This is a genomic window from Actinorugispora endophytica (assembly GCF_004363075.1).
GTDB lineage: Bacteria > Actinomycetota > Actinomycetes > Streptosporangiales > Streptosporangiaceae > Actinorugispora > Actinorugispora endophytica.
The window spans coordinates 62,344-80,696 of record NZ_SNYN01000012.1 but is presented as its reverse complement, the minus strand read 5'-3'; the positions used below and the strand labels follow the sequence as shown (position 1 = coordinate 80,696).

The following is an 18,353-nucleotide window of genomic DNA, read 5'->3' as shown; positions in this document are numbered from 1 at the left end:
GATGTTCCGATCCCGAATGACCCGCGGCATCGCCGCCGGCGCGGCGGCAGGCCTGCTGCTGGCCGTCTCCGCCTGTGGCGGCACCACCCGCGGCGACGAGGAGGAGGCCGCCGAGACCGGCGCGGTCGGCGAGGCCGACCCCAACGCCGAGATCCCCGAGGGCCTGGCCGTCAGCTACCTGCCCAAGCAGCTCAACAACCCCTACTTCACGTTCGCCAACACCGGCGGCAGCGAGGTGGCCGAGGAGCTGGGCGCGGAGTTCAAGGAGGTCGGCCCCTCCGAGGCCAACGCGTCCTCCCAGGTGAGCTACATCAACACGCTGAGCCAGCAGGGCTCGGACGTCATCGTGCTCGCGGCCAACGACCCCAACGCGGTGTGCTCGGCGCTCAACTCCGCGCGCCAGGCCGGGGCCAAGGTCGTGACCTACGACTCCGACACCGCGCCCGAGTGCCGCGACGCCTTCGTCAACCAGGCGTCGGCCGAGGGCCTGGCCAAGGTGCAGGTCGAGATGATCGCGGAGCAGATCGACGGCGAGGGCGAGATCGCCTTCCTGTCGGCCACCCCCAACGCCACCAACCAGAACCTCTGGCTGGAGCTGATGGAGGAGGAGCTCTCGAGCAACCCCGACTACGAGGGCATCGAGGTCGTGGACACCGTCTACGGCAACGACGACGACCAGAAGTCCTTCCAGGAGATGCAGGGCCTGCTGCAGACCCACCCCGACCTCAAGGGCGTCGTCTCGCCCACGACGGTGGGCCTGGCCGCGGCGGCGCGCTACGTCAGCGACTCCGAGTTCAAGGGCGAGGTCGCGGTCACCGGTCTGGGCACGCCCAACCAGATGCGCGAGTACGTCGAGAACGGCACCGTCGAGGAGTTCGCGCTGTGGAACCCCAAGGACATGGCGTACCTGGCGGGCTACACCGGCGCGGCGCTGGCCGCCGGGCAGATCACCGGTGAGCAGGGCCAGACCTTCACGGCCGGGCGCCTGGGCGACTACGAGATCGGCGAGAACGGCGAGATCGTCCTCGGCGAGCCGACCCGGTTCAACGCCGACAACATCGACGACTACGACTTCTAGTCGTCCGATCCGGTAACGGCGGTCCCGGCACTGCGACCGGGGCCGCCCCCACCGCGTCCCCGCCCGGCGGGGGCGGGAGAGGAGCACAGTGCAGCGCGTCTGCTTCCTTCTCAAGGTCAGGGCCGACCGGCTCGAGGAGTACCGCGAGCGTCACGCCGCGGTGTGGCCGGACATGCTCGCCGCGCTCAGCGAGGCGGGCTGGGGCAACTACTCGCTCTTCTGCCGCGAGGACGGCCTCCTCGTGGGCTACCTGGAGACCGAGGACTTCGTCGCGGCCCAGGCGGCCATGGAGCGCACCGAGGTCAACGCCCGGTGGCAGCGCGAGATGGCCCCCTTCTTCGAGGGGATCGACGGCGGCCCCGACGAGGCCATGGTCCCGCTCACCGAGGTCTTCCACCTGGCCTGAGCGCCCGCATTCCAATTTGAATCGATTTACAGACGGCTATTGGGATCACGCTTTCCCGCTTGGATGCACCCACAGAGGATGGTGTACCGTCCGAGTTGGAACGTTTTAAGAAGCGGATCTCACCGAGTGGAGCAGGAGCCTCCCGACATGACCGAATTCAGCGCAGTCAAGGAGTCGCTGGCCCACCAGGCCATCGAGCTGCCCTCGTGGGCGTTCGGCAACAGCGGCACCCGGTTCAAGGTGTTCGGCCAGCCGGGCGTGCCCCGCACCCCCGAGGAGAAGATCGCCGACGCCGCCCAGGTGCACCGGTACACCGGCATCGCGCCCACCGTCGCCCTGCACATCCCCTGGGACGCCGTCGACGACTACGCCAAGCTCGCCGAGTACGCGGCCGAGCAGGGCGTGCGCGTCGGCGCGATCAACTCCAACGTCTTCCAGGACGACGACTACCGCCTCGGCAGCGTCACCAACCCCGACCCCGCGGTGCGCCGCAAGGCCCTGGACCACCTGCTGGCGTGCGTGGACGTCATGGACGCCACCGGCTCGCGCGACCTCAAGCTGTGGTTCTCCGACGGCACCAACTACCCCGGCCAGGACGACATCCGCGCCCGCCAGGACCGCCTCGCCGAGGCGCTGGAGGCCGTCTACGCGCGCCTGGGCGACGACCAGCGCTTCCTGCTGGAGTACAAGCTCTTCGAGCCCGCCTTCTACACCACCGACCTGCCCGACTGGGGCACCGCCTACGCGCACTGCCTCAAGCTCGGCGACAAGGCCCAGGTGGTCGTCGACACCGGCCACCACGCCCCCGGCACCAACATCGAGTTCATCGTCGCGTTCCTGCTGCGCGAGAACAAGCTCGGCGGTTTCGACTTCAACTCCCGCTTCTACGCCGACGACGACCTCATGGTCGGCTCGGCCGACCCCTTCCAGCTGTTCCGCATCATGTACGAGGTGGTCCGGGGCGGCGGGTACGACCCCGCCGCGGGAGTGGCGTTCATGCTCGACCAGTGCCACAACATCGAGCCCAAGATCCCCGGCCAGATCCGCTCGGTGCTCAACGTCCAGGAGGCCACCGCCAAGGCGCTCCTGGTGGACGCCGACGCCCTGGCCTCGGCGCAGGCCGCGGGCGACGTCCTCGGCGCCAACGCGGCCCTGATGGACGCCTACAACACCGACGTGCGCCCGATGCTGGCCGAGCTGCGCGCCGAGCAGGGCCTGGACCCCGACCCCATGGCGGCCTTCGCCCGGTCCGGCTACACCGAGCGCGTCGCCGCCGAGCGCGTCGGCGGCCGGCAGGCCGGCTGGGGCGCCTGACCCGTACCGGGGCCCGCGCCGCCGCGGGCCCCGCGAACCCCACACGCACACCGCTCACCAAGACACCGGAAGGACAGCGGAGATGACCTCTCCCACCCCGCACCCGCAGGCCGAGGCCCTGCTGCGGCGCTCCAACACGCTCGGATCGGATCCGCGCAACACCAACTACGCGGGCGGCAACACCTCCGCCAAGGGCACCGACACCGACCCGGTGACCGGTGAGCCGGTGGAGCTGATGTGGGTCAAGGGCTCCGGCGGAGACCTGGGCACGCTCACCGGGAAGGGCCTGGCCGTGCTCCGGCTGGACCGGCTGCGCGCGCTCACCGGGGTCTACCCCGGGGTCGAGCGCGAGGACGAGATGGTCGCCGCGTTCGACTACTGCGCGCACGGCAAGGGCGGGGCGGCCCCCTCCATCGACACCGCCATGCACGGCCTCGTCGAGGCCGCGCACGTGGACCACCTGCACCCCGACTCCGGCATCGCGCTCGCGTGCGCCGCCGACGGCGAGAAGCTCACCGCCGAGTGCTTCGGCGACCGCGTGGCCTGGGTGCCGTGGCGGCGCCCCGGCTTCCAGCTGGGCCTGGACATCGCCGCCATCAAGGCCGCCAACCCCCAGGCCATCGGGGTCATCCTGGGCGGGCACGGCATCACCGCCTGGGGCGAGACGTCCGAGGAGTGCGAGGCCAACTCGCTGGAGATCATCCGCGCCGCCGAGGAGTTCATCGCCTCGCGCGCCGGCGACGAGCACGCGTTCGGCCCGGTCCTCGACGGCTACGGGGCCCTGCCCGAGGCCGAGCGCCGCGCCCGCGCCGCCGCGCTGTTCCCGCTGCTGCGCGGCCTGGCCTCCACCGACCGCCCGCAGGTGGGCCACTACACCGACTCCGAGGCGGTGCTGGACTTCGTCTCCCGCGCCGAGCACCCGCGCCTGGCCGCGCTGGGCACCTCCTGCCCCGACCACTTCCTGCGCACCAAGGTCCGCCCGATGGTGCTGGACCTGCCGCCGTCCGCGCCGCTGGACCAGGTCGTGCGCCGTTTCAAGGAGCTGCACGAGGCCTACCGCGAGGACTACCGCGCCTACTACGAGCGCCACGCCGACGCCGACTCGCCCGCCATGCGCGGCGCCGACCCGGCGATCGTGCTGGTGCCCGGCGTGGGCATGTTCTCCTTCGGCAAGGACGCCCAGACCGCCAGGGTCGCGGGGGAGTTCTACGTCAACGCGATCAACGTGATGCGCGGCGCCGAGACCGTCTCCACCTACGCGCCCATCGAGGAGTCCGAGAAGTTCCGGATCGAGTACTGGGCGCTCGAGGAGGCCAAGCTCCAGCGGATGCCCGCGCCCAAGCCGCTCGCCACCCGCGTGGCGTTCGTGACCGGCGGCGGGTCGGGCATCGGGCGCGCCATCGCGATCCGGCTGGCCGCCGAGGGCGCGTGCGTGGTGGTCGCCGACCGCGACACCGAGGCCGCCGCCCGGGTCGCCGCCGAGATCGGCTCCACGGACGTCGCGGTCCCGGTGACCGCGGACGTCACCGACGAGACGCAGATCGCCGCCGCGCTGGAGGCCGCCGCGCTCGCCTTCGGCGGCGTCGACCTGGTCGTCAACAACGCGGGCCTGTCCATCTCCAAGCCCCTGCTGGAGACCACCACCGGCGACTGGGACGTGCAGCACTCGGTGATGGCGCGCGGCTCCTTCCTGGTGGCGCGCGAGGCCGCCCGGATCATGACCGCCCAGGGCATGGGCGGCGACATCATCTACATCTCCAGCAAGAACGGCGTGTTCGCCGGTCCCAACAACATCGCCTACGGCGCGGCGAAGGCGGACCAGGCCCACCAGGTGCGCCTGCTCGCCGCCGAACTCGGCGGCGAGGGCATCCGCGTCAACGGCGTCAACCCCGACGGGGTCGTGCGCGGCTCGGGCATCTTCGCCGGAGGCTGGGGCGCCAAGCGCGCCGCCGTCTACGGCGTGCCCGAGGAGGAGCTGGGCGCCTTCTACGCCCAGCGCACCCTGCTCAAGCGCGAGGTGCTGCCCGAGAACGTGGCCAACGCGGTCTTCGCCCTGACCGGCGGGGACCTGAGCCACACCACCGGCCTGCACATCCCGGTGGACGCGGGCGTCGCGGCGGCGTTCCTGCGCTAGGAGGCGCGGGCCCGGACCCCTCCGGGCCCGCGTCCGCCAGGGCGGCGCTCGCCGCGCCGATCCGGAAGCACCGGGAGGAGCGCCCTGGCCCCCGACCGGGCGGCCGTCCGCCGCTGGACGGCCGCCCCCTCCAGGGCGGCGGGACGCGTCCTCTCTCCGCGCCCCGCCGCCCCACCCCTCACGATCCGCACGAAAGGCCCGCCCGAACTCATGACCGATCCCCGTTCCTTCGCCGCCGTGGACCTCGGCGCCTCCAGCGGGCGCGTCGTCGTGGGCCAGGTCGGCGCGGACGAACTCGTCCTGGAGGAGACCCACCGGTTCGGCAACGGAGCGGTCCGGCTGCCCGACGGCCTGCACTGGGACGTCGTCGGCCTGTACCGCGAGGTGCTGACCGGACTGCGCCTGGCCGCCGACCACCACCCGGTCTCGGTCGGCGTGGACTCCTGGGCGGTGGACTACGGCCTGCTCGACGACGACGGCGCGCTCCTGGGCGTGCCGCACCACTACCGCGACCGGCGCACCGACGGCGTGGCGGCCGAGACCGCCGAGCGCATCGGAACCGAGCGGCTGTACGCGGTCAACGGCATGCAGTTCCTGCCGTTCAACACGATCTTCCAGCTGGAGGCCGCGCGCGGGACCCCCCAGCTCGCCGCCGCGCGGACCCTCCTGCTGATCCCCGACCTCATCGGCTACTGGCTGACCGGCCGCACGGGGGCGGAGGTCACCAACGCCTCCACCACCGGCCTGCTGGACGTGGCCGCGCGCGCCTGGGCCCCGGACCTGGCCGCCGCCGTGGGCCTGGACCCCGCGCTCCTGCCCGAACTGCGCGAACCCGGCAGCGTCATCGGCGCACTCCTGCCCGAGACCGCCCGGGAGACCGGGCTCACCGACGTCCCGGTGGTCGCGGTCGCCTCGCACGACACCGCCTCCGCCGTCATCGGCGTCCCCGCCACCACCCCGGACTTCGCGTACATCTCGTGCGGGACCTGGTCGCTGGCCGGAGTGGAACTGGACGCGCCCCGGCGCACCGAGGCCGCGCGCCGGGCCAACTTCACCAACGAGCTCGGCGTGGACGGCACCACCCGGTTCCTGCGCAACGTCATGGGCCTGTGGCTGGTGAGCGAGAGCATGCGCGCCTGGGGACTGGGCCCCTCCCAGCTGCCCGCGCTGCTCGCCGAGGCCGCCGCCGAGCCCGCGTTCGCCGCCGTCGTCGACCCCGACGACCCGCGCTTCATGGCACCCGGCGACATCCCCGCCCGCATCGGCGACTACTGCCGGGAGACCGGCCAGACGCCGCCCACGGGGCGCGCGGCGGTCCTGCGCTGCGTCATGGAGAGCCTGGCGCTGGCGCACCGCCGCGCCATCCGCACCGCCGCCGCGCTGACCGGGCGCGACGTCGACCTGGTGCACATCGTCGGCGGGGGAGCCCGCAACGAGCTGCTGTGCCAGCTGACCGCCGACGCCCTGGGCCTGCCCGTCCTGGCCGGGCCCGTGGAGGCCACCGCCATCGGCAACATCCTGGTCCAGGCCCGCGCCGCGGGCCTCGTCGGCGACCTGCCGGCCATGCGCGCGCTGACCGCCGCCACCCAGGGCCTGCGCCGCTACGAGCCCAAGGGCCCCGCGGCCCCCTGGACCGCGGCGGCCGCCCGCCTCGGCTGGGAGGACTGCTGAGTCCTCCGCGCTCCCGGAGGGCCGGGCCCCGGGCGGGACCCGCGTAGGCCCTGCGGGCCCCGTCCGACGGGATCCGCAGGGCCTACGCGCACCTCGGTGGGAGGACCGGGGGTCAGGGGGTGCGGCCCAGGAGGGCCAGCAGCCTGTCCTGCTCGGAGGCGCCGTCGGGCACCGGGACCTCGGGGCCGCAGACGCCCTCCATGCGCAGGCTGTCGCCCAGCGCCAGGGCGTCGGCGCGCACGCGGGCGACCTCGGCGGCCGGGAGCGTCTCGTCCTGGCCGGTGGCCCGGGCGATGTCCCAGGCGTGCACGAGCAGGTCGAAGCCGAGGAACCGGTCCACGGTGGCCTGGAGCGAGGTGCGGCCGAAGTGGCCCTCGTACTCCCGGGACGCGAGAGCGGGGTCCCCCAGCAGCTTTCGCATCGCGTCGCGGGCCTCGGCCCAGGCGGCGCGGGGGTCGTCCTCGACCGACCCGGCCAGGGCCACGGACAGCCCCGCGTAGCCGGGCATCGCGGTGTGCGACTCGATCACGTGCCGCAGCACGTCGCGGGCGCTCCACCCCGCGCAGGGGGACGGCGCGTCCCAGCCGTCGGGCGCCACGGCCTCGACGCGGCGGGTGAACTCGGTGGCCAGAGCGTCGTAGCGCTCGGAGATCTCTGTCATGGGGAAAGCATGCCGGGGGAGAGGCGGCGCGTCGTGTACGGATCGGACATCGGTCCGGGAACGTCCGCCGCTCCGCGCGGGACTCCACGACCACACCCGGCCCGCCCCCTCCCACCGGAGCCCCCACCAGCGGCCGGGCAGGACTCAGCCCCGCGCGGGCGCGGCACCCGCGGACTCCCACTCCGGCGGCAGAAGCACCACCCCGGGCGTCCCCGCCGCGGCCGCCTCCGCCAATCTGTCCGGGCACGCCCCCGACGCGGGCCTCCGAGCCCCCGGCGTCGCGGCCGGGTCCCCCGCGAAGTCCACCCGGCCGCCGGAGAAGGCCGCGCCGGTGAAGTCCACCCAGCCGTCGGAGAAGGCCGCGCCGGTGAAGTCCACCGGTCCGCCGGTGAACTCCGCGCGGATGAAGTCCACTATTCCGCCGGTGAACTTCGCGCGGGTGAAGTCCACCGCTCCGCCGGCGAACTCCGCATGGTTGAAGTCCGCCCGGCCGCCGGAGAACTCCGTGTCGGCGAAGGACACCATGCCGTTGGTGAAGCGCGCGTTGGTGAAGTCCACCGTTCCGCCGGCGAACTCCGCGTAGTTGAAGGCCACCCAGCCGCCGGCGAACTCCGCGCCGGTGAAGTCCACCGCGCCGCCGGAGAAGACCGCGCCGGTGAAGTCCACCGCGCCGCCGGAGAACTTCGCATCGCGAAAGGTCGCCCGGCCGTCGGAGAAGCGGGCCTCATGCAGGTCGCCGCCGTCGAAGACGACGCCGGTGAAGTCGTAGTCGCAGCCGCGCCAGGGGGTGTCCTCGCGCAGCCGGTTGCCGATGGCGCGCAGGATGGTGTGGCGCACCTCGCGCAGGGACGCGAACGCCAGCGTCTCGGCGCGGTGCGCTTTGACCTGCTCCTCGGTCGCGTCCCCGGGCAGAGGACCGGGTTCGGGCTCGTAGGGCATGCGCAGGTAGGCGCACAGCACGTCGACGCACGTCTGGCGCAGGTCGCGGGTGGGGGCGTCGTCGGCGAGGTGGGCCAGGGCGTGCACCGCTCCCAGGCGCACCGCGGCGTGCTCGCTGCCCAGCTCGGTGTAGGCGCTCGTGAACCGCTCGGTGAACAGGCGGGTGACCTCACGGGCGGCCGCGAGCCGGGCGCGGGCGTCGTCGGCCTTGGCCAGCTCCACCTCCTCCTCGGTGGTGCGCTGTCTGCGGTAGGAGATGACCAGCAGCGCCGCGGCGCCCAGGCCGGCCACGACGGCGAAGGCGCGGGTGGCGATCGCGTCCAGCGCCTTCGGCGGCAGCCGGTCGGGAAACAGCGGCCGGGGCGCGCCCATCACCCACCACGCTCCTACGACGATGAGCGCGACCACGGCGATCACCACGGCCCAGGCCGCCACGATCACCGACCCCAGCCGTGCCCGCCCGACGCGCTCGCGCAGCCGCCGCGGCGTCCCCCACAACGCGGCCGCCGCGACCACGGCCAGGCCGAACGCGACCAGGGCCAGACGTCCGGCGTGGGGCAGCGACCACACCCCCGCCCAGACCCGGGAGGCCAGCGGAGCCCCCGCCACCACCGCCAGGACCAGGCCCGCGCCCACGGCACCCGACCGCAGCGGGGCCCGCCGCATCCGGGCGAGGCCGGCCGCGCGGCCGACCGGGGCGAGAAGGACCCGCGCTCGCGAGCGCGGCGGGAGGGGAGCGGCGGGCGGGGGGATGTCGGTCATGGCGACCAGGGTAGAGCGGCGCGGCCACCGGCGTCGGGCCGTGGCCGCCGACCTGCCCGCCCCGGCCGACAAGGGCCGCATCGGCGCGGACACCGGCACCCATCACTCGCGCGACACCGCCGACGGATTCCGGACACGCCCTAGCGGCCCAGCAGATCGCCCGGGCTCACCCCGGTGATCGCGCGGCAGTCGCGCGACAGGTGCGGCTGGTCGGTGTACCCCGCGGCGAAGGCGAGGTCGGCGATGCCGGCGGCGGCGCCCGGGCGGCGGGCCAGCCGCATGAAGCGCTGAAGCCGCAGGATCCGGCGCAGCGTCGCGGGGCCGTACCCGAAGAGCGCCGTGCAACGCCGGTGCAGCTGGCGCTCGCTCAGGACGGCGGCCTCGGCCAGGGCGGCCACGCTCGTCCCGGTGTCGTGCGCGAGCAGGCGCGCGACCGTCTCGCCGACCCGGTCCGGCGCGGGGGCGACGGCCAGCCAGCGGCGCGCGTGGTCGTGCAGGACGCGCAGCCGCTCCTCGGGGGGCGCCGCGGCGACCTGCTCCACGACGTGCCGCTGGACGCGCGACCCCAGCACGTCCTCGATCCGCACCCGCCGGTCGCGCGCCCCCGGGGTGTCCAGGCCCAGCGCGGACGCGGCCCGGCCCGGCCGCAGCCGCACCCCCGCCGCCTCGGTCCCGGGCGGCAGCGCGAACGTCCAGGCGGACGTCTCGGGCCCGCACACCCACGCGGAGCCGGTGCTCGTCCAGAGCACGTCCACGCAGCCGTCGGGCACCAGCCGGTAGCGCCCGCCGAGGCGCGCGGTCCAGCCCAGGACCAGGTCCCCGGCCAGGTCGGGGGGCGGGGACGAGGGGGTGTAAGGGGCGAGCACGGCCCCAGCCTAGCGGCCTCCCCGGGAGGAGATCGAACTCCCGTTCGAGGCGGTCACGGCGCGGCGTCGGCGCCGCCCATCTCGATGGCCTGCTCGATCCGCGCGGCGATCTCCACGTCGACCGGGGTGACCCCGGCGCCGGGGGTGGCGACCCGCAGCACCAGCCCGTCGGGGGTGCGGTCGGTGGCCACGTGGTCGCCGTCCTCGCCCGCGACCCGGTCGATGACCGGTTCCAGCCCGGCGGGGTCGTCGGTGGGGGCGAGCCGGGCCAGGCTGTCCACCTGGTGCTCCCAGTGGGCCAGGCTCGCCAGCGCGGTGGAGATCTCTGCTTCGCTCAACGGCCGCATCACGGCACTCCCTCTCGGTCGGCGCTCCGGTCCCCGGCCCGCTACCCCGACGGGGCCCGCCGACCACATCCGCCCGTGCCGGAGCGGGCGCATGGATCCGCTCCCGGATGGGCAACAGTGCGCCATGGACAACCACGAAACCCGGACCGGCACCGACCGGCGCCCCCGAGGCGCCTCCGCCGACACCGTGGAAGGGGTCGGCAGGCTCACCGAGGCCCTGGAGACGATCGAGCGGGCACGCGGCCACCTGTACTCGATGCACCAGCTGACGGGGGAGGCGGACTTCAAGCTCGACGAGGCGGTGGAGCTGCTGCGGCGCGCCGGGCACCACGACGTGGCGGCCGGGATCGAGGCGGAGCTGGTCGGGCGCAACGTCGTCGAGGGGCGCTGGACCTACCAGCTCCTGGAGGAGTACGACGACGGGTACTACGCGTGCTTCCGCCGGACCGAGCGCGAGGCCAGGGAGCGCCTGCTCGGCGGAGTCCGGCACGCCCACGAGTCCGCGTTGAAGGAGGCCCGCCGCACCAAGGGCGCCCCCGGCCACGAGGCCGCCCCGCCGGGCGGCTGACCCGCGCCCCGGCACGCCGGAACCGCCCGGGACCGGGGGGAGGGAGGCGGGGCGCGCTTGGAGGACTCCGCCGGGGGGAAGGACAGACCTGCCCGCCCGTCCACCTCTCGACGAAGAGAGAAGGATCCTGCCGTGACCTCTGCCCTGCCCACCACGGACCGACTGCGAGAACGCGCCCTGGAGAGCCTCCGGCGGTGCGGAGCCGCCCTCCCCGGCGGCGCGGACGCCGACGCCGCGGCGCGCACCCCCATCACCGGGGAGTCCCTGCTGCCGTTGGCCCGTTCCGCGGCCGGGGACGTCGACGCGGCCGTGGGAGCCGCCCGCCGCGCCTTCGAGTCCTGGCGCACGACCCCGGCGCCCGGGCGCGGAGCCCTCGTGCGGCGCCTCGGCGACCTCCTGAGGGAGCACAAGGCCGACCTCGCCGACCTGGTGACCATCGAGGCGGGCAAGATCCGCTCCGAGGCGCTGGGGGAGGTGCAGGAGATGATCGACGTCTGCGAGTTCGCGGTCGGCCTGTCCCGCCAGCTCTACGGCCGGACGATGCCGTCGGAGCGGCCCGGTCACCGCCTCATGGAGACCTGGCACCCGCTCGGCGTCGTGGGGGTCGTCTCCGCGTTCAACTTCCCCGTCGCGGTGTGGTCGTGGAACACCGCCATCGCCCTGGTCTGCGGCGACACGGTCGTGTGGAAGCCCTCGGAGCTCACCCCGCTGACGGCGCTGGCGTGCGACGCGCTCCTGGCGCGGGCGGCGGCCGACGCCGGAGCGCCCCCGGACGTGCACCGGCTCCTCCTGGGAGCCCGCGATGTCGGCGAACGGCTGGTCGACGACCCCCGGGTCGCCCTGGTCAGCGCGACCGGATCGGTCCGCATGGGCCGGGAGGTGGGCCCGCGCGTGGCGGCGCGCTTCGGCCGGTCCCTGCTGGAGCTGGGCGGCAACAACGCCGCCGTCGTGACCCCGTCCGCAGACCTGGACCTGGCCACGCGCGGCGTCGTGTTCTCGGCCGCGGGCACGGCCGGGCAGCGGTGCACGACGCTGCGGCGGCTCATCGTGCACGAGGACGTCGCCGACGAGCTCCTCGAACGGGTCGTGGACGCCTACGCCAAGCTGCCGATCGGCGACCCGTTCGACGGCACCACGCTGGTGGGGCCGCTCATCTCGGCGCGCGCCCACGACGCCATGCGCGGCGCGCTCGAACGGGCGGCCGCCGACGGCGGGACCGTCCTGGCGGGCGGCGGGCGGCGGCTGCGCGAGGCGGCCCCCGACGCCTACTACGCCGAGCCCGCGGTGGTGCGCATGCCCGCCCAGACCGAGGTGGTGCGGGAGGAGACCTTCGCGCCGGTCCTGTACGCGGTCACCTACCGGACCTACGAGGAGGCCATCGCGTTGAACAACGGCGTCCCGCAGGGGTTGTCGTCGAGCGTGTTCACCCGGGACCAGCGCGAGGCCGAGCGGTTCCTCGCGGCCGACGGCTCGGACTGCGGCATCGCGAACGTCAATATCGGCACCTCCGGCGCCGAGATCGGCGGCGCCTTCGGCGGGGAGAAGGAGACCGGCGGCGGCCGCGAGTCGGGCTCCGACGCCTGGCGCGCCTACATGCGCCGGGCCACCAACACCGTGAACCACTCCGAGGAGCTGCCCCTGGCCCAGGGCGTCAGCTTCCTGTGACCCCCGGGGCCGCGGGGCGCGCCTCCCAGGACCGGCCGGTAGTACCGGGTCCTCCGTCGCTCCTGCGCGTATGAGGGGCTTGGCCGTGCGGGCATCACGGGCATGCCTCTCATCCCCGCCCGCCGCGCCGCCCGGAGGCAGGCCGTGCGGAGGGGCCCGGTTCCCGGCCGCCGAGGGGTGCGGCTCGCGTTCCCGCCCCCTCGATGTCGAACGTCCTGTCGCAGTGGTCCCGCACGTGGTCGTTGTGCGTGGCGGCGAACCCCCGGCCGCTGATATGGCCGGCGAAGATGCGCTGGGCGTTTTTCCGCGAGGAGGGAGCTTCGGGGGCGGGAGTCCGGGACTCTGCCGGGACGGGGTCCCCTGGGAACCTGCTACGGCGGGCGGCCCGGGTTCCCGGCCCGCCGTCGCCGCCACGTCACCGCGCCGCGCGCGAGGACACCCCGACGATCCGCTCGGCGGATCCCCGACGCCGAACCACCCCCGCGACGGAGCCTCCTAGATCAACCCGTCCCACATCTGCTCGACCACCACCGACCACCAGTTCTCGGGGCCGCCGAACACCGAGCCGTCGATCGCGGCGAGGCCGTCCTGGAACTCCGCGACGAGCCTTCCCGCCGTGTACGGGTCCTGGCCCCGGAGCCGCGGGAGGGTCCCGGCGAGCAGGGCGAGGCAGCGGCCGAAGTCCGACACCGACCGGTTGACGTAGCGGCCCGAGCCCGAGCGGGTGTTCACGGCCCACACCTGGCCGACGCCGTCGGGGCCGGCGCACCGCACGGCGACCGCGGCCCCTCCGTCGCTGCCGATCCGCACGTACCCGGCGAGCGGCTCCCAGGTGGACTCCGCCACCTCGGCGGCGCCGCGCTCGCGCAGGTGCGTCGCGGCGTCCGGGAACAGCCCTCCGAGGGGCGGGGACGCGGGGGTGTCGGCGGCGAAGAAGTGCGGGACCACCGCCGGGAGCCCGGCCAGGGCGAGCGTGTTCCGGGTCGCCTCGGGCAGCGCGCTGCCGGCCAGGGCGTCCGCGTCGTACCGCTGCACCTGGGCGAACGCCTCGGACAGCGTCCGCTCCAGCAGTGCGTCGTCCATCGGGCGCCCGGTGCCCGGGTCGGAGGGGAGCGGCACGCGGTTGGGGCGCGGCCGCGGCGGCTGCCCGGCGAGTCGCCGCATCTCCTCGGCCTGGTCCACCAGCGCGGCCACGCCCCGGGCGCGCGCGGCGCGGGTCGGGCCGTAGTCATGGGAGCAGGAGATCTCGGCGCCGGGGAAGGTCGTCCGCAGGAACGCGCCGTGGTAGCCGCCGGGGAGGTCCTCGGGGTACAGGTCCGAGTGGACGCCCACGACGTCCTCGGGGCGGACCCCCATCCAGCGGAACTCGGTCCACACCCGGACCTCGGGCGGCGGCATGCCCGGCTCGGACAGGCGGTTGACGTACGTCTCCTCGCCCCGGTCGTCGCGGTAGGTGAAGACCACCGCGTTGCCCGGCCCCGTCACGGGCGGCAGCGACGGGTCGTACCGGGGCTCGCCGCCGTGCTTCTCCTGGTACATCCGCACGACCTCCTCCACCGGGACCGGGGGCCACGTGCTCAGCTCGCCGGTGCCCCGGTCCACGACCCCGCACGCGTCCCCGACGTCCGCCGGGGGCCGCCGCCCGCCCGTCACCGGGTCCTGTCCGGGCGGGGCCGGAGCCGCCCGGACGACCCACCCCAGGTCGAACTCGTGCGTCCGTACCTCCCGGCGCCGCTCCTGCGGGACGGAGCCGTTGAGCCACGCGTCCGCGATAGCGACCGCCTGCTCGTGCGTGACCATGCTTCTCCTCTGTTCCTCCGTCGGCGGCGGTCATCGCAAGACCGCGCCCGGTGAGGCTACCGCCGCCCGACCGGGGGCGGAACCGGTGGATAACCACCGCGAAGAGGACGTCCTCCGGCCGCACGCGCTCCTGCGGGCGGGGGCCGTCGACCGGGCACACGCCGACCCCCGGCGCGACAACCGGTGCGGGACAGGGCAGGCTGGGAGCGTGAGAACGGGAGAATCCACCAGAACGGCCGCGCCGGGGCGGGCCAGGGGGACCGAGCGCAGGCCCCTCGACCTGCTGGCCGCGCTCACCGGCGTCGCGCTGTTCGCCCTCATGCTGCTCGTCGTCGCGATCACCGCCGAGCCGACGAGCGTCGAGGACGCCGTGGAACTGCGCTCCCTCCTCCCCCCGTCGCTGCTCACCCCGGCCGCGGGCCTGGCCAACATCGCCGTCCTGCTGCTGATCGGCGCCACCGCCGTGGAGCGCCTGATCAGCCGCGCCCACCGCCAACTCGTGCGCGCGCTGGCCGCTGCCGGGCTCGGCTACGGACTGACCATCGCCCTCAACACGGCCCTGACGGCGCTGGCCGGGGACGCCATGCCCGACGTGCTCAACGCCTCGAACGTGGGCGGGGTGGCCAGCAACCCGCTGCACGCCTACCTGGCCGCCGTCATCGGCTACGCCCGCGCGGCCCGTCCCGTCCACCTGTCCCGGGTCGCGGGGATCATGGCCGCCGGGATCGCCGTCACCGCGGCCTCCGTACTGCTGTCCGGGTACACCACGCCCCTGGCGCTGCTGCTGACCCTGCTGGTCGGCTGGGTCTGCGCGGCCGCGACCGCCTACGCCGTCGGAACGGGGGCGGCCGCCCCGGCCACCGATCGGCTCGCCCGCGAGCTCGCCCGCTTCGGCCTGGAGCCGCTCAGCCTGGGGGCGCTCGGCGGCGACCCCGAAGGGAACCAGCGCTTCGTCGCCGAGACCGTCGACCGGCGCCTCGACGTGGTGGTGCTGAAGGCCGACACCACCAACGGCGTGTGGAAGCGGCTGTTCCTGCGGATCGCGCTGCGCGACCCGGCCGCCCCGCCCGTCCTGCTGGGGCTGCGAAGGCGGGTGGAGCACACCGCGCTCCTGGAGTACGCCGCGGGCGCGGCGGAGGCGGCCACCCCCCGGCTGCTGGCCGTGGGCGAACTCGACCCGACCACCGCGGTACTGGTGCGCGAGCACGTCCGTGCCCGCCCCCTCGCGGACCTGGCCGACACCGAACTGACCGAGGAGTTCATGGACGCGGTCTGGAGGGAGCTGCGGCTGCTGCACCGTCACCGCATCGCGCACCGCAACATCCACCCGGGCACCGTCGCCCTGCGCGCCGACGGCCGGGCCATGTTCACGAGCCTGTCCACCGGAAGCGTCATCGCCGGGCAGCTGGCCGTCTCCCTGGACACCGCCGCCCTCATCACGACCCTGGCGCTTCGGGTGGGCCCGGAGCGCGCGGTGGACTCGGCGGTGCGTGGCGCCGGGACCGACACCGCCGCCGCCACCCTGCCCTTCCTGCAGAGCGCCGGACTGCCGCTGGAGCTGCGCCGCTCGCTGCGCGCCGACCGCGGCCTGCTGGGGCGGGTCCGCGGGGAGATCTCCCGGATCGCCCCCGACGCGCCCGCCCGCCCCGCCAAGGTGGAGCGGATGCGCCCGCGCACCGTGGTCAGCGTCGCCGTGGCCACCGTCGTGGGCCTCGTGCTGGCCTACCAGCTCACCGGCGTGGACTGGCGCGTCATCAGCGACCCCGACCCCGGGTGGACGGGCGGCGCGTTCGCCCTGTCGCTGCTGTGCATGGTCGCCCCCGCGCTCGCGCTGACCGGCTTCTCGCCGGTGCGGCTCCCGCTGCGGCGCACCGTCCTGGTCCAGTACGCCGCCTCGTTCATCCGCATCGCCACCCCCGCGGGCGTGGGCTCCCTCGCGGTCAACACCCGCTACCTCACGCGCGCGGGCGCCACCGGCCCGCAGGCGGTCGCCGCGGTGGGCGTCTCCCAGCTGGCCGGGCTCATCACGCACGTGCCGCTGCTGGTGCTGAGCGCCTACCTCGCGGAGGCCGCGTACCCGGGAGACTTCGCCCCGTCGCTGACCCTGCTGGTCGTGATCGGTGTGCTGTCGGTCCTGGTCGCGGCCGTCCTGGTGGTCCCGCCGCTGCGCCGGGCCGTCCTGGAGCGGGCGCGCCCCTACGTCCGGGGGATGCTTCCCCAACTGCTGGACCTGCTGCAGCAGCCGCGCCGAATGGTCCTGGGCGTCGGCGGCACGCTGCTGCTCACCGTCGGTCTCGTGCTGTGCCTGTACGCCAGCGTCGCGGCGTTCGGCGCCACCCCGGGGCTGGCCGCCGTCGCCGTCGTCTTCCTCGCGGGCAACGCCATCGGCTCGGCCGCGCCCTCGCCCGGCGGGCTCGGCGCGGTCGAGGCCGCGCTCATCGGCGGCCTGACCGCCGTCGCGGGCGTGCCCGCGGCCAGCGCGCTGTCGGGCGTCCTGCTGTTCCGGCTGCTCACGTTCTGGATCCCGGTCCTGCCCGGCTGGACGGCCTTCAACCTGCTCCAGCGCGCGGAGGCGATCTGACGGCGGACCTCCGGCACGGGACACTGGCGTGGGACGCGGGCGGGACACGGCCGCGGGGGCGGACAGGGAAGGCGGCACATCGATGACGGAGGACGCGCTGCTGGGCGTGGACCTGGGCACCAGCGGGGTCAAGGCCCTGGTGACCCGGGCGGACGCCACTCCTGTGGGCGAGGCCGACGCCGCCTACCCGGTCCACTCGCCGCGGCCGGGGCAGGCCGAGACCGATCCCGCCCTGTGGTGGAGCGCGACCGTGCGCGCGGTCCGCGAGGCCGTGCGGCGCGCGGGCTCCCCCCGCGTCACCTCCGTCGGCGTCGACGGGCAGATGCACGGCCTCGTGCTCACCGGTCCCGGCGGCGCTCCGGTGCGCCCCGCGCTGCTGTGGGCCGACCAGCGGGCCGCCGCCGAACTCCGGCGCTGGCGGGACCTGCCCGAAGCGGACCGCGCCCGGCTGGCCAACCCGCTCACCCCCGGAATGACGGGTCCGCTGCTGGCCTGGGTCGCGCGAAACGAACCGGAGGCGCTGGCCCGCGCGCGCTGGGCGCTGCTGCCCAAGGACTGGCTGCGGATGCGCATGACGGGCGCCGCGGCCACCGACGCGTCGGACGCCTCGGCCACCCTGCTGTGGGACATCCCCGCCGACACCTGGTCGGCCCCCGCCCTGGACGCCGCCGGAGTCGACTCCGGCCTGCTGCCGCCCCCCGCCGCGTCGGGCGGCCTCGCGGGCCGCCTCACCGCGGACGCGGCCGCCGAACTGGGTCTGGCCCCCGGGACCCCCGTGGCCACCGGAGCGGGCGACACCCCGGCCGCGCTGCTGGCCACCGGCCTGGCGTCCGGACAGGCCCAGGTCACCGTGGGCAGCGGGGCCCAGATCGTCACGCTCACCGCCGACACGCGGGAGGCGCCGGGGACGCACGTCTACCGCACCGCCGAGGACGCGGGCTGGTACCGGATGGCCGCCGTGCAGAACGCCGGACTCGCCCTGGACTGGGTGCGCACCCTCCTGGCCGCGAGCTGGGACGAGCTGTACGCGGCGGCGGCAGCGGGGGAGCCGGGGGCCGGCGGGGTCGTGCTCGTGCCGTACCTGACGGGGGAGCGCACCCCGGTGCTCACGCCCGGCGCCACCGGCGCGCTGTCGGGGCTGCGCCTGGCCACCGACCGCACCGCGATCCTGCGCGCCGCGCTTGAGGGGGTGGCCTTCTCCCTGCGGCACGCGGCCACCGCCCTGCCCGGCGGACTGCCCCCGGCGGTGCGTCTGGCGGGGGGAGGCGCCCGCGACGGCGCCTTCCGCGCGCTGCTCGCGGACGTGCTCGGCGTCGAGCTGCACCCGGTCGGAATGCGCAGCGCCTCCGCGCTCGGCGCGGTCCTGCTGGCCGCCCGCGCCGTCGGCCGGGACGCGCCCGCCCCGCCGCCCCGCTTCGGCCCCCGGGTGGAGCCGGGCCCGCGCGCCGCGGTGTACACCGCCCTCTTCGCCGACTACCTCTCCCGCGTCCACGAGCGGCTCGGCCGGTGACCTGCGTCCGAGGTCCGCTGATCTTGACCTTTCCGGGGTCTCAACCGCCTC

14 protein-coding genes are annotated in these 18,353 nt (G+C 75.2%); 9 read left to right on the top strand and 5 right to left on the bottom strand.

Annotation, left to right across the window (positions count from 1 at the left end; all coding sequences use genetic code 11):
• Position 1: 1 nt before the first annotated feature.
• The 5 genes from rhaS to EV190_RS15260 all read left to right on the top strand — a co-directional run bounded on the left by rhaS (position 2) and on the right by EV190_RS15260 (position 6,603).
• The gene (gene rhaS, locus EV190_RS15280) at positions 2 to 1,078 is read left to right on the top strand and encodes a rhamnose ABC transporter substrate-binding protein (RefSeq protein WP_243742593.1); all 1,077 of its coding nucleotides are present in this window, start codon (positions 2 to 4) and stop codon (positions 1,076 to 1,078) included.
• Between the two features lie 88 nt (positions 1,079 to 1,166).
• The gene (locus EV190_RS15275) at positions 1,167 to 1,484 is read left to right on the top strand and encodes an L-rhamnose mutarotase (protein WP_133742235.1); all 318 of its coding nucleotides are present in this window, start codon (positions 1,167 to 1,169) and stop codon (positions 1,482 to 1,484) included.
• 147 nt (positions 1,485 to 1,631) lie between these two features.
• Complete coding sequence (gene rhaI / locus EV190_RS15270; protein ID WP_133742234.1) at positions 1,632 to 2,798, top strand: L-rhamnose isomerase; 1,167 nt, start codon at positions 1,632 to 1,634, stop codon at positions 2,796 to 2,798.
• An 82-nt stretch (positions 2,799 to 2,880) separates the two neighbouring features.
• Complete coding sequence (locus EV190_RS15265; RefSeq protein ID WP_133742233.1) at positions 2,881 to 4,932, top strand: bifunctional aldolase/short-chain dehydrogenase; 2,052 nt, start codon at positions 2,881 to 2,883, stop codon at positions 4,930 to 4,932.
• Between the two features lie 210 nt (positions 4,933 to 5,142).
• Positions 5,143 to 6,603 (top strand): rhamnulokinase, encoded by a 1,461-nt coding sequence (locus tag EV190_RS15260; protein WP_133742232.1) that lies wholly within the window; start codon positions 5,143 to 5,145, stop codon positions 6,601 to 6,603.
• Positions 6,604 to 6,715: 112 nt separating this feature from the next.
• On the opposite strand, the gene EV190_RS15255 is transcribed toward EV190_RS15260, so the two are convergent.
• The 4 genes from EV190_RS15255 to EV190_RS15240 form a co-directional block, all read right to left on the bottom strand.
• Positions 6,716 to 7,264, bottom strand: a complete 549-nt coding sequence (locus EV190_RS15255; RefSeq protein ID WP_133742231.1) for a TIGR03086 family metal-binding protein — start codon at positions 7,262 to 7,264, stop codon at positions 6,716 to 6,718.
• 144 nt (positions 7,265 to 7,408) lie between these two features.
• The gene (locus EV190_RS15250) at positions 7,409 to 8,965 is read right to left on the bottom strand and encodes a pentapeptide repeat-containing protein (RefSeq protein WP_243742592.1); all 1,557 of its coding nucleotides are present in this window, start codon (positions 8,963 to 8,965) and stop codon (positions 7,409 to 7,411) included.
• 140 nt (positions 8,966 to 9,105) lie between these two features.
• On the bottom strand, positions 9,106 to 9,831 hold the full coding sequence (locus tag EV190_RS15245; protein WP_133742230.1) for a helix-turn-helix domain-containing protein: 726 nt from the start codon (positions 9,829 to 9,831) through the stop codon (positions 9,106 to 9,108).
• Positions 9,832 to 9,884: 53 nt separating this feature from the next.
• Positions 9,885 to 10,169 carry a hypothetical protein gene (locus tag EV190_RS15240; RefSeq protein ID WP_133742229.1) on the bottom strand — a complete coding sequence of 95 codons (285 nt, stop codon included), beginning with the start codon at positions 10,167 to 10,169 and terminating at the stop codon, positions 9,885 to 9,887.
• Between the two features lie 133 nt (positions 10,170 to 10,302).
• Here EV190_RS15240 and EV190_RS15235 point away from each other — a divergent pair, with 133 nt between their 5' ends.
• Positions 10,303 to 10,746 (top strand): hypothetical protein, encoded by a 444-nt coding sequence (locus EV190_RS15235; RefSeq protein WP_133742228.1) that lies wholly within the window; start codon positions 10,303 to 10,305, stop codon positions 10,744 to 10,746.
• 132 nt (positions 10,747 to 10,878) lie between these two features.
• Entirely contained in the window at positions 10,879 to 12,411 is a 1,533-nt protein-coding gene (gene amaB / locus EV190_RS15230; RefSeq protein WP_133742227.1) for an L-piperidine-6-carboxylate dehydrogenase, read from the top strand.
• A 495-nt stretch (positions 12,412 to 12,906) separates the two neighbouring features.
• On the opposite strand, the gene EV190_RS15225 is transcribed toward amaB, so the two are convergent.
• Entirely contained in the window at positions 12,907 to 14,211 is a 1,305-nt protein-coding gene (locus EV190_RS15225) for an SUKH-4 family immunity protein (RefSeq protein WP_133742226.1), read from the bottom strand.
• Positions 14,212 to 14,530: 319 nt separating this feature from the next.
• Between EV190_RS15225 and EV190_RS15220 the strand changes: the two genes are divergently transcribed.
• Entirely contained in the window at positions 14,531 to 16,792 is a 2,262-nt protein-coding gene (locus tag EV190_RS15220) for a lysylphosphatidylglycerol synthase domain-containing protein (RefSeq protein WP_133742270.1), read from the top strand.
• An 82-nt stretch (positions 16,793 to 16,874) separates the two neighbouring features.
• A complete protein-coding gene (locus EV190_RS15215; protein WP_133742225.1) occupies positions 16,875 to 18,302 on the top strand; it encodes a xylulokinase in 1,428 nt (475 codons plus the stop codon).
• Positions 18,303 to 18,353 lie beyond the last annotated feature (51 nt).

Excerpts from the sequence above, each read along its gene's own strand:
- rhaS (WP_243742593.1), top strand. The coding sequence starts at position 2 with ATGTTCCGATCCCGAATGACCCGCGGCATCGCCGCCGGCGCGGCGGCA.
- rhaI (WP_133742234.1), top strand. The coding sequence starts at position 1,632 with ATGACCGAATTCAGCGCAGTCAAGGAGTCGCTGGCCCACCAGGCCATC.
- EV190_RS15265 (WP_133742233.1), top strand. The coding sequence starts at position 2,881 with ATGACCTCTCCCACCCCGCACCCGCAGGCCGAGGCCCTGCTGCGGCGC.
- EV190_RS15260 (WP_133742232.1), top strand. The coding sequence starts at position 5,143 with ATGACCGATCCCCGTTCCTTCGCCGCCGTGGACCTCGGCGCCTCCAGC.
- EV190_RS15255 (WP_133742231.1), bottom strand. The coding sequence starts at position 7,264 with ATGACAGAGATCTCCGAGCGCTACGACGCTCTGGCCACCGAGTTCACC.
- EV190_RS15250 (WP_243742592.1), bottom strand. The coding sequence starts at position 8,965 with ATGACCGACATCCCCCCGCCCGCCGCTCCCCTCCCGCCGCGCTCGCGA.
- EV190_RS15235 (WP_133742228.1), top strand. The coding sequence starts at position 10,303 with ATGGACAACCACGAAACCCGGACCGGCACCGACCGGCGCCCCCGAGGC.
- EV190_RS15225 (WP_133742226.1), bottom strand. The coding sequence starts at position 14,211 with ATGGTCACGCACGAGCAGGCGGTCGCTATCGCGGACGCGTGGCTCAAC.
- EV190_RS15220 (WP_133742270.1), top strand. The coding sequence starts at position 14,531 with ATGCTGCTCGTCGTCGCGATCACCGCCGAGCCGACGAGCGTCGAGGAC.
- EV190_RS15215 (WP_133742225.1), top strand. The coding sequence starts at position 16,875 with ATGACGGAGGACGCGCTGCTGGGCGTGGACCTGGGCACCAGCGGGGTC.